9 protein-coding genes, 1 pseudogene and 1 riboswitch are annotated in these 15,630 nt (G+C 73.7%); of the genes and pseudogenes, 6 read left to right on the forward strand and 4 right to left on the reverse strand.

Annotated features, from left to right (window positions below; translation table 11 throughout):
* Positions 1-47: 47 nt before the first annotated feature.
* A pseudogene (locus DRB96_RS45175) lies at positions 48-1,031 on the forward strand (5-methyltetrahydropteroyltriglutamate--homocysteine S-methyltransferase); the annotation flags it as partial.
* On the opposite strand, the gene DRB96_RS31120 reads toward DRB96_RS45175, so the two are convergent.
* The 3 genes from DRB96_RS31120 to DRB96_RS31130 form a co-directional block, all read right to left on the reverse strand.
* Positions 1,031-1,519: a DUF4430 domain-containing protein gene (locus tag DRB96_RS31120; RefSeq protein WP_112451460.1), complete on the reverse strand. Its 489-nt coding sequence runs from the start codon at positions 1,517-1,519 to the stop codon at positions 1,031-1,033. The pseudogene DRB96_RS45175 and the gene DRB96_RS31120 sit on opposite strands and share 1 nt — an antisense overlap.
* A 145-nt stretch (positions 1,520-1,664) precedes the next feature.
* Positions 1,665-1,803: riboswitch (cobalamin riboswitch) on the reverse strand.
* Between the two features lie 27 nt (positions 1,804-1,830).
* On the reverse strand, positions 1,831-3,309 hold the full coding sequence (locus tag DRB96_RS31125) for a branched-chain amino acid ABC transporter substrate-binding protein (RefSeq protein WP_112451461.1): 1,479 nt from the start codon (positions 3,307-3,309) through the stop codon (positions 1,831-1,833).
* A gap of 4 nt (positions 3,310-3,313) precedes the next feature.
* On the reverse strand, positions 3,314-5,314 hold the full coding sequence (locus DRB96_RS31130) for a hypothetical protein (protein ID WP_112451462.1): 2,001 nt from the start codon (positions 5,312-5,314) through the stop codon (positions 3,314-3,316).
* Between the two features lie 186 nt (positions 5,315-5,500).
* Here DRB96_RS31130 and DRB96_RS31135 point away from each other — a divergent pair, with 186 nt between their 5' ends.
* From DRB96_RS31135 to DRB96_RS31155, 5 genes are all read left to right on the forward strand, one after another.
* Positions 5,501-7,639, forward strand: coding sequence for a SpoIIE family protein phosphatase (locus tag DRB96_RS31135; protein WP_112451463.1), 2,139 nt, complete (start codon positions 5,501-5,503; stop codon positions 7,637-7,639).
* Between the two features lie 8 nt (positions 7,640-7,647).
* Positions 7,648-8,532, forward strand: a complete 885-nt coding sequence (locus DRB96_RS31140) for a LysR family transcriptional regulator (RefSeq protein ID WP_112451464.1) — start codon at positions 7,648-7,650, stop codon at positions 8,530-8,532.
* Positions 8,533-8,602: 70 nt separating this feature from the next.
* Positions 8,603-9,664 carry a tartrate dehydrogenase gene (locus DRB96_RS31145; protein ID WP_112451465.1) on the forward strand — a complete coding sequence of 354 codons (1,062 nt, stop codon included), beginning with the start codon at positions 8,603-8,605 and terminating at the stop codon, positions 9,662-9,664.
* Positions 9,665-10,363: 699 nt separating this feature from the next.
* On the forward strand, positions 10,364-11,056 hold the full coding sequence (locus tag DRB96_RS31150) for a metal-dependent transcriptional regulator (protein WP_112451466.1): 693 nt from the start codon (positions 10,364-10,366) through the stop codon (positions 11,054-11,056).
* A gap of 399 nt (positions 11,057-11,455) precedes the next feature.
* A complete protein-coding gene (locus DRB96_RS31155) occupies positions 11,456-12,349 on the forward strand; it encodes an alpha/beta hydrolase (RefSeq protein WP_112451467.1) in 894 nt (297 codons plus the stop codon).
* Between the two features lie 52 nt (positions 12,350-12,401).
* Here the strand turns inward: DRB96_RS31155 and DRB96_RS46050 are convergent, their stop codons facing one another.
* Positions 12,402-15,569: a BTAD domain-containing putative transcriptional regulator gene (locus DRB96_RS46050; protein ID WP_112451468.1), complete on the reverse strand. Its 3,168-nt coding sequence runs from the start codon at positions 15,567-15,569 to the stop codon at positions 12,402-12,404.
* Positions 15,570-15,630 lie beyond the last annotated feature (61 nt).

Consider the following 15,630-nt stretch of genomic DNA (forward strand, 5'->3'; position numbering starts at 1 on the left):
GGGAAGCGACGGCCGGCACCCTTCGCGTCTTCGGCCCCCACCGGGTGGACCGGGTCGACGTGGCCGCGTCCTGCTCCCTGCTGCACGTCCCGCTGGACGCCGATGCCGAGCGCGACATCGATCCGCAGATCCGGCGCCGGCTCGCCTTCGCCCGCCAGAAGACGGCCGAGGTCACCACGCCGGCCCGCGCGATCGCCCAGGGCGCCGACGCCATCGCGGCCGAACTGGCCGCCAACCGCGCCGACCTGGCCTGCCGGGCGCACTCCCCGATCACCCACGACCCGGCCGTCCGGGCCCGCGCCGCGGCGATCACCGGGGCCGACGGCCGCCGCGCCCGGCCCTACGCCGACCGAGCGGCCGCCCAGCGCACCCACCTCGGGCTCCCGCTGCTGCCCACCACGACCATCGGCTCGCTCCCGCAGACCGACGAACTGCGCGCGGCCCGCGCCGACCTGCGGGCCGGCCTCATCGACACCGCCGGGTACGAGGAGCGCATCGAGGACGAGATCCGCGAGGTCCTCGCCTTCCAGGAGGAGACCGGCATCGAGGTGCTCGTGCACGGCGAGCCCGAACGCAACGACATGGTCCAGTACTTCGCCGAGGAGCTGACGGGCTACCTCGCCACCCAGCACGGCTGGGTCCAGTCCTACGGCACCCGTTACGTGCGCCCGCCGGTCCTGGCCGGGGACATCTCCCGCCCCGATCCGATGACGCGCGCTGGACGGCGTACGCGCAGGCCCAGACGGCCAAGCCGGTCAAGGGCATGCTGACCGGCCCGGTCACCATGCTCGCCTGGTCCTTCGTACGCGACGAGGTCAACGACCTGGAGGCGGCCCGCTCGCACGTGCAGGTCGCCCGAGCGCTCGCCGCGCACGGCTACCCGCGCGAGGCCGGACCCGGCGTGTGGGACATCCACGCGCCGCGCGTCCCCTCGACCTCCGAGGCCGCGGCCCCTGCTGCGCGAGGGACTTGAGGCGATCCCGGCCGAACGGCTCTGGGTCAACCCCGACTGCGGCCTGAAGACCCGCGGTTAGAAGGCGGTCCAGGTGAAGGCGACCTTGTCGCCGGCCTTCAGCTTGAACTGGCAGCCGCCGACGGGCGTCGGGGTGCCGTTGACGGAGATGCTCCAGTAGGCGGAGCCGCCGCCGTTGACGTTCTTTATCGTGTCGACGGAGAAGTCGTCGAACGAGGCGTACCAGGTGCCGTCCCAGGTGAAGTGCTTCTTCTTGGCGGCGTCGTCCAGGGCGGCGGTCGGCGTGGGCACGGCGCTCGGGTTGGCCGAGCCGTTGGTGCCGTCGCACGTGTGGGTGCCGCCGGTGACCGTGGTCACGTCGTGGCCCTTGGTCTTGATCTTGCCCTTGAACAGCAGTCCGTTCGGACCCTGGACCGTGACGTTGACCTTGACCGGGGCGTTCGTGTTCGGGACCGGCCCGGCCTGGGCGACCGCGGGCGCCGTGGCGAGCGCGAGCCCCAGGACGGCCGAGGTGACGAGGGTGCGGCGGGCGAGGTTCGGGCGCATGAAGTGCCTTTCGGGCTGGGCCGGTTCACAGCGCGCGCCCGTCCGCCACGGCAACTGCCACCGGCGCCGGTGCCCGGAAGTGGCGGGCAGCGGCCGCCGGTGGGCCGGCGGCTCAAGGCTCCGCGCTGCAGACCATGGCAGTGGGAAGCGGTACGGACCGCGTGCTGGGCTCTCCGACTCGGAGCGCGGATGCGCCCCACACGGTTGCAGGTCAGCGCCGGATTCCCACCGACTTCCCCCAGGTCACACGGCGATTCAGTTGTCGCCCGTACGACCGGGCAGACGCATCGTACGTGGTGCGGACGGCCGCGTCACTGCTCCTGTGGAGGTTTGCCCTCCGCCGCGGACACCTCGACGAACTCCACCTGGCCCTTGGCGTTGAGGCGCAGGATCGGGACGGCCTTGTTGCGCGGATTGCCGTTGTTCTGGAAGGAGATGAACCCGCTGGCCCCGGCCACCTGCTGGGTGCCGTCCATCTGGTGGAACATCCGGGCCACCGCGTCGCCGACGACCTGGCCCTGCCAGCGCGCGGCCATCTGGATGCCGTGCGCCGCGGCGAGGACCGCGTCGTGGCCCATCAGGGCCCCGCCGTCCTCCCGGGGATCGTGCGGGAACCACTGGTCCAGCAGCCCGCCCGGCTGGAAGTTCTTCGCGGAGGGCGCGGACACCGCCTGCGGTGCCGAGCGGTACATGTCCGGGTGGGAGAGGCCGGTGTAGAGCACCTCGATGCCCGTCCCGGCGGCGCGGGCGAGCTGCTCGGCGCTCAGGTTGGTCGTGTCGTCCCCGGTGAACACGGTGAACCGCTGGTCGGTGCAGCTGCGGTTGGCGAGTGCGTCGAGGAAGCGGGTGAGGTGCAGGCCGCGGCCCGCGAAGTAGACGAGCTGGGGGCGCTGCTGGCACAACTGGCCCGGCATGTAGCGCAGTTCGTTCTGCCAGGCACTGCTGACGGAGGAGTCGTAGGTCATCCGCTCGGCGACGAGCCGGTGCTTGTCGCCGTCCTGGAACGCCTTGGTGAAGGCGGTGCCGAGGGTGGAGGCGTACAGGTCCCCCTGCGCCACGTCCTGGATGACGACGGCGGTGGAGACGCCGCGCCGTTTGAGGTAGCCGGCGCCCGCGTACGCCTCGTCCTCGTTGGTGGGGGCGATGCGCACGAAGCCGTTGATGTTCTGGATGTCCGTGGCGGTCAGGGTGGCGCCGACCATCGCGATCCCGTTCTCGGAGAGGCGCTTTATGGCCGCGAGGTTCTCGTCGGTGCTGGGACCGAGGCCGGTCACCGCGACGAGCCGGTCCGGGGAGTCCTTGCGGGCGATCAGCTCGTCGACGGTGTGCTTCCACTGCGTGGACTCGCTGCCCGGGTTGGCGATCAGCAGGCGGATCTTGGGGGTCGCGGCGAGGTCGCCCTGGTTGTGCCGGTACTGGGCGAGGTAGGCGCCCTGGAGTTCGTGGCGGACGCCCTCGGCGGAGTTGCTGTCCTCGGCGGTGGTGGTGAACGAGGTGAAGTAGGCGACGCTGACGTACGGTTCCTTGTCCGCGTTGGCGAGCACCCGGCGGTTCTCCGCCTCGATCTTCCCGCTGACGGAGTCGAGGTGCGGTGCGAAGACGTACGAGCCGTCGCTCACCCCGACGCACTCGTCGGCCGGGCCCTGCTCGACGACCCCGTCGGCGCACCTCGCCTGGCGTTCCTGCAACCAGCCGACGCCCACCCAGAGCGCCGCGGCCAGGGCGACGACCGCGGCCGTGGCGAGCGCGACGCGGCGTACGACGTGCAGGGGCCATTCGAGTCTGGGCATGTGCTCAGGCCTCCCAGCCGGCGGTCTGCGGATCGCGCCAGTGACGGTACCGCTCCGACTCGTTGAACAGGGCCACGATGTCGTTCCTCCGCAGTTGGGACAGCTGGGTGTAGCCGTCGGCGATGATGTCGCCCAGCCGCATGGCGGGGTCGGCGAGCGGATCGCTCCACACCCAGCGAGTGGTCACCAGGGTGTGGATCACGGACTCGGTGTCCACGACGCGCCCGGGCCGGCGCGGGACGAGCCGGCCGAGGAGCTCGAGGGGTCCGCCGTCGGCGGGGAGGCGGTTGGGAGCGGCGGTGATCGTGTCGAACTCCGAGATCCACTGCCCGGCCGGTACGGCGGCGAAGCGCCGGGTCAGGTGGGCGGTGACCTCCTCCGTCCTGCCGAGGGCGAGCTGGTGGTACATCTCCTGCACCGGCTTGCCCTCGTCGCGGTAGTACTCCGCGAGGAGCTCGTGCGCGGCGTCCCACCCGTCCGGGCGGGCGGCCAGCCGCCACAGGAGCAGCCGGCGCAGCCAGGGATGGAGTACGGGGACGACGGCGACGGGCCCGGTCAGCAGCCAGCGCGCGCGGACGTCGCCGAACAGGGAGTCGTCGGGGCTGAGCAGCCGGGTGGCGACGGAGAAGTCCCGGGCGGCGGCGCACTCGGCGAGGGCCGCGCGCCGGGTGGGGTCGAAATCGCGCAGGAGATGGCCGAGGGCGGTGTCGGCGAGGGTGGCCGAGTGCTCCCCGGTGCGCAGCGGCCGGTCGGGCAGGGTGCGCAGCCAGCGGTCCTGCTGGGGGCCCGAGTCCGGGGGCGGCCCGGCCTGGCGCAGCACGTCGAGGACTTGGTGGACGGCGCGCGGCAGCCCTCCGGTGAGCCGGTGCACGAAGGGGGTGAGCCGGGTCAGCGGGGCCAGGTCGCTGTTCCCGCCGAGCTGGAGCTCTATCCGGATCCGCACCTCGTCCAGGTTGAGGTCGCGCAGGCGCAACGGGTACCACCAGCTGTCCTCGCTGTCGCGGGGCGGCCGGTGGGTTCTCCAGTCGGCCAGGGAGGCACGGTCGGGGCCGCGCAGCTGCCAGGGCCAGGAGTCCCCGGTGGCCGGACCCCAGCGGGGCAGCCAGCGGTTGGAGCTGGCGACGACGGTCAGCGGGTCGCTGGCGTGCCCGGCCACGACCGTCTGGTCGTGCCGGGAGCGCAGCAGCAGGTCGAGGAAGCGGCGGCCGTACTCGGTGTGGGAGTTGTCCAGGAGCAGCAGGTAGGAGCGGGGCATGAAATTGCGGGCGGTGTTGCGCCGGAGGTCTTCGAGGAAGGCCGAGAAGAGGACGAGGTCGAGCCGCTCCTGCTCGTTCTCGTCCCCCTCGTGGCGCCAGAGGTTGAGCTCCACGAGGGCTTCCATGGGGTCCGCGCTTCGGGTCATGGGGTGGCGCCCGTACCACTGGGCCCCGGCCGTGAGCCGGTTGCCCAGTCTGCCGCCGAGCAGCCCGGGCATGGTGCGCCGGCCGCGCCGCAGGGCGTCCTGGAAGAGGGCGAGGGCGGCGCTGGAGGCGCCTTCGGGCATGCCGACCGCGCCCATGCCCACTTCGAAGAAGGCGGCCAGGTAGTCGCCGTGCCGGGCCTCGTTCTCCTCCTGGAACCGGTCGAGCTGCTGCTGCACCGCGCGCCGGCCCTCGGCGAGGCTGCGCATGCGCAGCTCCTGGTCGGAGGCGAGCAGGCCGAGGCTGAGCAGTGGGAAGTGGGAGCGGCCGTACCGGGGCAGCTTGCGTTCGAGCTGGCGGGCCAGGAGTCCGAGGGCGTAGCGCGGCAGCAGGGACTGGGCCCCGCCGAAGTTGACGAAGGCGAAGGGGTAGTCGGGCCCGAAGCGTTCCATGAGCGCGCTGTGCGCCTCGCTGGCTCCGCTGCCGGCCGGGCCGAGGAGCATGGTCAGGGGCCTTTCGGCCGCCGGGCTCTCCTTCAGGCACGAGTCGACCAGCGACAGGATGCCGCTGCGGCCCCGCAGGCCCATGCCCGTACCCGGCTCCATCACGTGTGATCCCCCCCAGGACAACGCTTCGAGGAGTAGAGCCTGCCATCCGGAGCCGGACTCAGACAGGGGTTTCCGCTCCTTGATTGGTTTTCGGGTCGCCGGCCGTCCGTCCCGCACGCGCGGTGCGGGTCGCCGGGTCTCCCCTCCGGGACGATACTGAAGGTCACGGTGCGTGGAGGCGACATGCGTGAACCGGAGGAGCGCGGCCCGAAGCCGGCCTCGGTGCCCGCCGGCGAGACGGCGGCGGTCGTACTGAACGCCGAAGGCGTGGTGATCGCCCGCTCGGAGTCGGCCGCGACCCTGCTGGAGTGCTCCCCGGGGCAGCTGTGCGCCCCCTTGCTGGAGCTCCTGTCGCGCGCCGGAACCGAGCCGGGACCGGCCGGGCGCCGTACGACGGGCACGACGCGTACGGCGGGCACGACCCGCACGACCCGCACGACCATCACCGGTGGTGAACACGCAGGTCAGAGCATCCCCCTGGACTGCACGCTCGTCCGGCTCACGGCCCACACCCGACGCGATCGCGACGCCGGGGCGCGGTGGCTCGTCCTGGTCGAACCGACGCGCACCCCGGCGGCGTCCGACGCGGCGGCGGCGGCGGTGGAGGCCGCCGCGTCCGACGCGGAGGGCCGCCGGACCGCGCTGTCCCACGCGGCCGCCGCGAGCATCGGGGCCTCCCTGGACGTGACGGACATGGCCCAGATCCTCGTGAACCTCCTCGTCCCCGACTTCGCCGACCTGGCGACCGTGGACCTCGCCGAGCCGGTGCTGGTGGGCGACGAGCCGCCGCACCACGACACCAGCGGGGAAGTCCGCCTGCGCCGGACCGCGACCGCGCAGAGCCCGGGGATCTCCGCGGAGGACCTCCTGCCCGTCGGAGAGGCGCTCCCGCCCGTCCCGGACGCCGAGGTCATGCGCCCCCTCATGGAGGGACGGCCGGTCCTGGTGCCCGACGTCGCCGTCCTGCGCGCGACGCTCGGGGTGGACCCCGAGACCCTGCGCCAGTTCGTCCCGAGCGGGGCCCACTCCTCCGTGGCGGTGCCGCTCTACGCACGGGGCCTGATCCTCGGCTGCGTCACGGTCTGGCGCAGCCAGCTGCCCGCCGCGTTCGACGAGGAGGACGCCGCCGTCCTGCACGACGTCGCCTCGAGGGCCGCCCTCGGCGTGGACAACGCGCGCCGCTACACGAAGGAGCACCGGTCGGTGGTGGCCCTGCAGCGAAGCCTGCTGCCGCACTCCGTCCTGAACACGGCGGCCGCCGACACCGCGGGGATCTACCAGCCGGCGGGCGGCGGCGCCGGGGTCGGCGGGGACTGGTTCGACGTGATCCCGCTGCCGTCCCTGCGCGTCGCGTTCGTCGTCGGCGACGTCGTCGGGCACGGACTCGAGGCCACCGCGGCCATGGCACGGCTGCGGACCGCCGTGCAGACCCTGGCCGACCTCGATCTGGATCCTGGGGAGCTGCTCACGCACCTGGACGACCTGGTGCTCGGCTTCTCCAACGAGCAGATGGCCGGCGAGTCCCGCGCGGAGCCCGCGGTGCTCGGAGCGACGTGCCTTTACGCCGTCTACGACCCGGTGACCAGGCGGTGCGCCGCCGCCACCGCGGGGCATCCGCCGCCGGCCCTGCTGCCACCGGGGGAGGAGCCGTTCTTCCTGGAGATGGTGCCGGGACCACCGCTGGGCGTCGGCGGCATGCCCTTCGAGGTGACGGAGTTCGAGGTGCGACCCGGCAGCCTGCTGGCGTTCTTCACGGACGGCCTCGTGGAGCGCCGCGGCGCTGACATCGAGGAGGGGCTCGAAAGACTCCGGAGCTCGCTCGCCGGCGCCGGCCCCGGCCGGCCCCTGGGCGAGATCAGCCAGGTCATCTGCGACAAGGTGCTGGACCCGGAGCCCACCGACGACGTCGCGCTGCTCCTCGCCCGCACCCGCGCGCTCTCGTCCGACCAGGTCGCCGAGTGGCAGATCGAAGCCGACCTGTCCCGCGTGGCGCACGCCCGCGAACTGGTGGTGGGCCAGCTGTCCGACTGGCAACTGGACGAACTGGGCTTCGTGACGGAGCTCGTCGCCAGCGAACTCGTCACCAACGCCATCCGCTACGCGGGCGGCCCGGTCGGGCTCCGGCTGATCCGCGACCGGGTGCTCGTCTGCGAGGTGTCCGACCCCAGCGGCACCCAGCCGCGCCTGCGCCGCGCACGGGAGACGGACGAGGGCGGGCGGGGCCTGGTCCTCGTCGCCCAGCTCACCGACCGCTGGGGCAGCCGGTTCACCCCCGACGGCAAGACCATCTGGACGGAGCAGGCGATGGACGGCACCCCGTAGGCTGAACCGTGGACTTCCGGCAGCTGACGTACTTCCTCGCCATCGTGGACCAGGGCGGCTTCAACCGCGCGGCCGCGGCACTCTACGTGTCGCAACCTTCCCTGTCCCAGGCCATCCAGGCCCTGGAGCGCGACCTCGGCGACACCCTGTTCCACCGGCTGGGCAGGAGGGTGGTCCTGACCGAGGCCGGCGGTGCACTGGTGCCACGGGCACGGGAGGCCCTGCACGCCCTGGAACTGGCCAGGGCCAGCGTCGGCGCCGTCAGCGAGCTGCGGGCCGGGCGCCTGGAGATCGCCGCGATGGCCTCACCCACGGTCGAACCCCTCAGCACCATGATCCGGCACTTCACCGAGCGTCATCCGGCGGTTTCGCTCAGCCTGCGCCTGGCCCTCACCCGCGAGGACGTGGTCGAGACGGTGCGCACGGGAGGCTGCGAACTGGGACTGCTGACCACCCCGGCGCCGCTGTCGAGCCGGGACGTCTTCGCGCACCACGTCGGAGACGACAGGCTCGTCCTGGTCACCCCGGCGGACGGCCCCTTCCCGGCCGGAACGGCGGTGCGGCGCGAGCAGCTCCAGGGGCAGCGGCTCATCGTCGGGCAGCGGGGGACCGGGATCCGCGCCTACGTCGACGACCTGGCGGAGCGCGGCATCGACATCCGCATCGCGGTGGAGAGCGAACACCGCATGGCCTTCCTGCCCCTGGTGCTCGGGGGCGTCGGACTCGCGGTGGTCACGGAGTCCTGGGCCGACCTGTCCAGGCGGGCCGGAGCCCTCGTCCTCGACCTGGAACCGGCCTCCCTCCAGCACAACGTCCTGGTCAGCCGCAAGGCGCGGCTGACGCCCGCCGCCCGCGCCTTCCTGGAGATCGCCGTCCCCGTCCCCGACCCATAGGAGCAGCCTATGAGGCACATCGGGGATACGTGTTGGACCCGGACGGCGCCCGGTTGCTGGAATGCGAGCCATGACCACGACGCACCACAGCATCGCCCTCATACCCGGTGACGGCATCGGCACCGAAGTCCTCCCGGCGGCACGGGAGGTCCTCGACACCCTCGGGCACCGCCACGGCATCACCTTCGCCTACGAGGAGTTCGACTGGTCCTGCGAGCGGTACCTGCGCCTCGGATCGATGATGCCCGAGGACGGTCTGGACCGGCTCCGCCGCCACGAGGCGATCCTGCTCGGCGCGGTCGGCCACCCGGGCGTGCCGGACCACGTGTCCCTGTGGGGGCTGCTCATCCCGATCCGCCGGGCCTTCGCCCAGTACGTCAACCTCCGCCCGATCCGCGTGTTCGACGGCCTGCCCAGCCCCGTGCGCGCGGCCGTGCCCGGCGAGGTGGACTTCGTGGTCGTACGGGAGAACACCGAGGGCGAGTACAGCGAGATCGGCGGCCGGATGAACCGCGGGCGTCCCGACGAGATGGCCGTGCAGCAAGCCGTGTTCACCCGGGCGGGAGTGACCCGGGTCCTCGACTACGCCTTCCGCCTCGCCGAACGGCGCGGCGGCCCCCTCACCTCGGCCACGAAGTCCAACGGCATCGTGCACACCATGCCGTTCTGGGACGAGCTGGTGGCCGAGCGTGCCGCCGCGCACCCCGCGGTCGAGTGGAACCAGGAGCACATCGACGCGCTGGCGGCCAAGTTCGTCCTCGACCCCGCCCGCTTCGACGTCGTCGTCGCCTCCAACCTGTTCGGGGACATCCTCAGCGACCTCGCGGCTGCGGTGGCCGGCGGCATCGGCATCGCACCGTCCGCCAACCTCAACCCGGAGGGCGAGCACCCCTCCATGTTCGAGCCGGTCCACGGCTCGGCCCCCGACATCGCCGGGCAGGGCATCGCCAATCCGATCGGCGCGATCTGGTCCGCCGCCATGATGCTCGACCACCTCGGCCACCCCGGGGCCGCGGCCGACATCACCGGCGCCATCGCCCGCGTGCTCGCCACCACCCCCGTGCGCACGCGCGACCTCGGCGGCCGCGCCTCCACCACCGAGTTCACCGCCGCCGTCCTGCGCCACCTCTGACGGGCGCCGGTCCCGCCGGTCCCGCCGAGACGGCCGGGAGAGGCCTGCCGGGCGAATAATCCGGTGCCCCGGCAGGCCGGGCTCATTACACTCGCCTTCATGCGCCGCAGCACATCACGGCGCGTCCGTCGCCGAGTTGGGGAAAGGGGAACCGGGCCATGTGCCGTCACCGCACCGCCGCCTTCGTTCCCCCCGCGCGCTACGACGTGATCCCGGTGTCCCGGATCGCACGGTGCCGGCCGCGCGGCCGCCACCGTATGCCCGTGACGCACGCCTGACCTCCGGGCTCCGCCCGCCGACCGCCCGCGCCCGCCGCCCGCCCGGCCCCGACACACAGGGGCCCGGCCGCGGCGCGCGTCCGGCGGTGCACGGCGCGGCCGCCTCCGGACGGCTCCCTTCCGGAGCCGCACCCCGGCCGTCAGGACCGACGACCGAAGCCATTTGAGTAAGATATTGTAATAAATATGATTATACGTAACTTATGATGTGAAAAGATAATATGTTTTTTTTTAACAGAGATGGGACCACAGAGATATACGCGGGGGAGATCGTCGGCAGCGTCAGGTGTGTAGAAGAGACAGGACCGGGGGCACGTTTCGGACAGTCCGGAACGGGCCTTGCCCTCCGGCACGGGACGGTTGTCGGCCTGATGCGTCAGAATTGGGGGCAGGGCCAGCGCACGCAATCCGAGGGGCACGAATGTCCGGACTGATCGATACCACGGAGATGTACCTCCGCACCATCCTCGAGCTGGAAGAGGAAGGTGTGGTCCCCATGCGCGCCCGCATCGCCGAGCGGCTCGACCAGAGCGGCCCGACGGTGAGCCAGACGGTGGCGCGGATGGAGCGCGACGGCCTGGTGGCCGTCGCGAGCGACCGGCACCTCGAGCTGACGGAGGAGGGCCGGCGGCTGGCGACGCGCGTGATGCGCAAGCACCGGCTCGCCGAGTGTCTGCTCGTCGACGTCATCGGCCTGGAGTGGGAGCACGTGCACGCCGAGGCCTGCCGCTGGGAGCACGTGATGAGCGAGGCCGTGGAGCGGCGGGTGCTGGAGCTGCTGCGCCACCCGACCGAGTCTCCGTACGGCAACCCGATCCCGGGCCTGGAGGAGCTGGGGGAGAAGGCCGAGGCGGATCCGTTCCTGGAGGAGGGCATGGTCAGCCTCTCGGAGCTCGACCCGGGCGTCGAGGGCAAGACCGTCGTCATCCGCCGGATCGGCGAGCCGATCCAGACGGACGCGCAGCTGATGTACACGCTGCGGCGGGCCGGCGTGCAGCCCGGCTCGGTGGTCAGCGTGACCGAGTCGCCGGGCGGAGTGCTCGTCGGCAGCGGTGGCGAGGCCGCGGAGCTGGAGGCGGAGGTCGCCTCCCACGTGTTCGTGGCCAAGCGCTGAGGACAGGAGCCGAGCTCGACCGAGTCGAGCTGACTGGAGCACCGAAGGCCCGAAACGCGTGCTGACGCACGCGCGTTCGACTGGGTCGCCTGTGCGAGCGAATCCGGCCGGTGTCGGTCGGTCTGGAGCGGTGCGGATCGGTATGGATGTGGATGGTCCCGGCGCCTTGCGGCGCCGGGACCAGTCCTCCCCTGTCTGACCTGGAGCCCCGAGCTCTCAAGGTCATCCCCTTCGGACCGTCTTCCCCGAGCGGCCCGCCTCCCTGTTGAAAGGATCTCCATCGGCAGCGGCGGCCAATCCTTGAGCAAGGTCACTCGAAAGAGCGGTGTTGTCGGTGAGAACCCCGTTTTCGAATGGGGGTTCGATACTGTGGCCGGGAGCGAAGGGGGTGCATCTGCGGTGGTACAGCGCTTCGATGTGACAGGGGCCGATGGCGTGCGCCTGGCCGCCTGGGAGTTCCGGGCAGCGGCCGCGGAGCCGCCGAGGGAGCCCGCGGAGCCGTCGAGGGAGCCCGCCGCCCTCTTACTCCACGGTCTGATGGGCCGCGCGTTCCACTGGGCCGGCACCGCCCGCTGGCTCTGCGCCAACCGTCGCGTCGTGGCCCTCGACCAGCGCGGGCACGGCCAGAGCGCCCGCCCGCCGGTCGGCTCCGGCGGCTCCGCCTCCTACGGCCGCGAAGCCTTCGTGGCCGATGCCGAAGCCGTCATCGAGCAGCTCGGCCTCGCCCCCGTGACCCTGATCGGCCACTCCATGGGCGCCCTCACCGCCTGGCAGCTCGCGGCCCGGCGCCCCGACCTCGTGGCGGCCCTGGTCATCTGCGACATGCGGGCGTCCGCCCTCGGGGAGGCCTCGCAGCAGGAGTGGGAGGACTGGTTCCGCCGCTGGCCCCTGCCCTTCCCCACGCAGGACGCGGCCCGCCGCTGGTTCGGCGAGGACGATCCGCGCGTGGAGCGCCCCGATCCCGGCCGGGGCGCGTTCTTCGCCGAAGTGATGCACGAGGCCGATGACGGCTGGCGCCCGCTGTTCTCGCGCAGCCAGATGCTGACCGCGCGCGAGACGTGGGTCCACGACGCGCACTGGGAGGAGCTCGCGCAGGTCCGCTGCCCGACCCTGGTCGTCCGCGGCCTGGACGGCGAACTGGGCCGCGCCGAGGCCCAGGAGATGGTCCGGGTCCTCCCGGCCGGCCAGTACGCGGAGATCCCGGACGCCGGCCACTACCTCCACTACGACCAGCCGACCGCCTGGCGCGAGGCCGTCGAGCCCTTCCTCGACGGCATCAAGACCTCGGCCTGAAGGCGGTCAGGAGAGCCGGTCAAGAGCCGGTCAGGAGCCGGTCAGGAGCCGGTCAGGAGCCGGTGTCCAGCAGCGCGAGCTGCTCCGCCGGGGCGAGCTCCCCGCCCGCCCTGAACGCGGCGGCGAAGGCCTCCGCGCCCAAGGCCACCCGGGCACGGGCCGCCGCCCGGTCGGAGTCGGTGCGCTCCGCCGCCGGGAGCGGGGTGCCCACCGAGGCGCGCAGGGCCTCGGCCGTGCCCAGGAGGGACGCCGCCCGGTCGGCCGGGAGGATGCCCGCCAGACCCTCCAGGGCCAGCGCGAGGGCCCGTGGGTCCCCCGTACGGCGGGCCGCCGCCAGGCCCTCGCGGTGCAGGGACTCCGCCGCGGCCGGGTCCGCCCGCAACTCCGCCGCGTAGCCCAGCTCCGCCAGGACCAGCGCCGCCCCGGAGTCCACCCCGAGCCGCCGGTTCCACGCGAGCCACGGCCGCAGCCGGGCCTCGGCGCCGTCCAGATCGCCGGCCCGCCGCGCGCCCAGCGCCAGCCCGAGCTCCGCGAACTGCTCCGCCGGCCGGTGGCACTGCTCCACCGCCAGCCGCAGGGCCCGCCCGTGCAACTCGGCCGCGCCCGCGAGATCGCCGGTCAGCAGCGCGATCCGCCCCTGCCGGGCCAGCCGGAACGAGGCGTGCGTCCACAACTCCAGCTCCTGCGCGTCCCGTACGCCGTCCTCGTGCAGCCGGGCCGCCGCCGCGTAGTCACCGGTCACCTCGGCGAGGATGCCCAGCTGCTCGGAAGCCTGCAGCTGCCCCCACCGGTCCCCGAGCTCGGCGAACATCGCCGCTGCCGCCTCCGCGTTGCGGCGCAGCTCCACGAGGTCGCCGTCGTAGAGCGCCCGCGTCGCGAGCGTGAGCAGCGCGACGGCCTCGCCCCACCGGTCGCCGGCCTCGTGGAACTGCCCGGGGAGCAGGGTGAGTTCGCCGCCCGGGCTACCGGACCCGAAGCCGCACCGCGCGTAGGCCAGCAGCCAGCGCCCCCGCAGGTCGGCCCCGGAGAAGTCCCGGTCCAGCAGGCTGTCGTCCCCGCCGAGCAGCGAGAAGGCGGCGTGCCGGACCGCCGAGCCCGCCGCCCCCGTGGCCTCGACGGCCTCCCTGACACGGCCGCGCAGGAACCAGTACCAGGTCTGCGCCTCGACCAGCCGCAGCCCCAGGGCGCCCGGCCCCGCGTGCTCCAGTGCGGCCCGGGTGTTGGGGCCCTCCCGGTCGAGCCGCCGCAGCCATTCGCCCTGCTCGGGCCCGTGCAGGCGCTCGGCCGCGCGCTCCGCGAGCCCGGTGTGGTACTCCGCGTGCCGCTGCCGGGTCGCCCAGGTCTCGCCGGCCGCGTCCAGCCGCTCCAGCCCGTACGCCGCCACCGACTCCAGCAGCCTCAGGCGCGAGTCCCCGTACGCCGAGGCCACCAGCGAGCAGTCCACCAGCCGCGTGACCAGGTCGAGGACCTCCTCGGCGGCCACCTCCCCGCCCGCGCACACCTCCTCGGCCGCCTCCAGCGTGAACCCGCCCGCGAACACCGACAGCCGGCGCAGCACCGTCGATTCCGCCGGGGACAGCAGCTCCCAGCTCCAGTCGATCACCGCGCGCAGCGTGCGCTGCCGGGCCGGGGCGTCCCGGCGCACCTGGTTGAGCAGCCGGAACCGGTCGTGGAGCCGCTCGGCCAGCGCCTCCACCCCGAGCACCCGCACCCGTGTGGCGGCCAGCTCCAGCGCGAGCGGGATGCCGTCCAGCCGGCGGCAGATGAGGGCGGCGGCCTCGGCGGTGGCGGGGCCGAGGGCGAAGCCGGGGGCGGCGGCCGCGGCGCGGGCCGCGAACAGCGCCACGGCCTGGGCCTCTTCGAGCGGTGCGACGGCTTGGAGCACCTCGCCCGAGAGTGCGAGCGGCTCCTGGCTGGTGGCGAGGATCCGCAGGCCGGGGGCGCGGCGCAGCAGCCGCTCGGCGAGGGCGGCGACGGCCGGGACGAGGTGTTCGCAGTTGTCGAGGACGAGCAGCGCCGTACGCCGCCGCAAGGCCTCGGCGAGCCGGTCCTCCAGGGCGCCGCCGCCCGCGTCGTCCTCGCGCACCCCGATCGCGGCGGCCACCGTGTCCGGGGTCAACGGGGCGGTCGTGCCCGCGAGTTCCACGAACCACACGCCGTCGGGGTACGCGTCCTCCAGCCGGGCCGCCGCGGCGAGCGCGAGCCGCGTCTTGCCGACGCCGCCGGGCCCGGTGAGCGTCACCAGCCGGCCGGCCCCGAGCGCCGCGCACACCCGGTCGACGGCGTCCTCGCGGCCCACCAGCGAGCTGACGGGGGCGGGCAGGTTCCCGCCCCGCGGCCGGCCGTCCGGGCCGCGCCAGCCGTCCGGGCCGCGCCACGCGTCCCGTCCCGCCCGGGCTGCCGGTCCGGCCTGGGCTGTCGGGTCCAGAGGCATCGCCGGGGTCACGGCCGCTGCCGGGCCCGACAGTTCGGGGTCCTGCCGCAGGATCGCCCCGTGGAGCGCGGCGAGCTCCGCCCCCGGGTCGATGCCGAGTTCCTCGGCGAACAGCTCGCGCAGTTCCCCGTAGACGGCGAGCGCCTCGCTCTGCCGGCCCGCGCGGTACAGGGCGCGCATCCGGCTGCCGCGCAGCCGCTGGCGCAGCGGGTACCGCTCGACCAGGCCCGCCAGCTCATCGGCCAGCGCCTGGTGTCCGCCGAGTTCGAGGCGGGCCTCGGCCAGGTCCTCGTACGCCGTGATCCGCTGCTCCTCCAGCCGGGCCGCCGCCGCCCGGGCGAACTCCGCGTCGCGGAAGTCGGCGTAGGCGTCGCCCCGCCACAGCCCGAGCGCCCCGGCCAGCAGCTCCGCCCTGGTGCCCGGCTCCGCCTCCGTGCGGGCGGCCGCCGCCAGCTCCGTGAACCGGGCCGCGTCCACGGAGGCGGCGGGCGCGTGCAGGGCGTAGCCCGCCGGACCGTACGTGACCAGGGCGCGGGCGCCCTCCTCGGCCGCGGCGAGGGTGCGGCGGAGCTGGGAGACCTTGGTCTGCAGGGTGTTGCCGGGGTTGCCCGGGGCGGCGCCGCCCGCATCGCCCCACAGGTCCTCGATCAGCCGGTCCACCGGCACGGGCCGCCCGTCGCGTACGAGGAGGGCGGCGAGCAGGGCCCGTACCTTCGGCTCCCGCACGGGGACCGGGGTCCCGTCATCGGTCCGCACGGTCACTGGCCCCAGCACCTCGAAACGCATGCGCCCCACGGTACTTCGGGCCCGTCAGAGGGGCGCGGGCGGACGGCCGGTGGCGCACGGG

Source organism: Streptomyces sp. ICC1, assembly GCF_003287935.1.
In the GTDB taxonomy this organism is placed as follows: Bacteria; Actinomycetota; Actinomycetes; order Streptomycetales; family Streptomycetaceae; genus Streptomyces; species Streptomyces tritrimontium.

What these genes read in the sequence shown, in the direction of transcription:
- DRB96_RS31135 (WP_112451463.1), top strand. Translation starts at nt 5,501, where the DNA reads ATGCGTGAACCGGAGGAGCGCGGCCCGAAGCCGGCCTCGGTGCCCGCC.
- DRB96_RS31130 (WP_112451462.1), bottom strand. Translation starts at nt 5,314, where the DNA reads ATGGAGCCGGGTACGGGCATGGGCCTGCGGGGCCGCAGCGGCATCCTG.
- DRB96_RS31120 (WP_112451460.1), bottom strand. Translation starts at nt 1,519, where the DNA reads ATGCGCCCGAACCTCGCCCGCCGCACCCTCGTCACCTCGGCCGTCCTG.
- DRB96_RS31145 (WP_112451465.1), top strand. Translation starts at nt 8,603, where the DNA reads ATGACCACGACGCACCACAGCATCGCCCTCATACCCGGTGACGGCATC.
- DRB96_RS31125 (WP_112451461.1), bottom strand. Translation starts at nt 3,309, where the DNA reads ATGCCCAGACTCGAATGGCCCCTGCACGTCGTACGCCGCGTCGCGCTC.
- DRB96_RS46050 (WP_112451468.1), bottom strand. Translation starts at nt 15,569, where the DNA reads ATGCGTTTCGAGGTGCTGGGGCCAGTGACCGTGCGGACCGATGACGGG.
- DRB96_RS31150 (WP_112451466.1), top strand. Translation starts at nt 10,364, where the DNA reads ATGTCCGGACTGATCGATACCACGGAGATGTACCTCCGCACCATCCTC.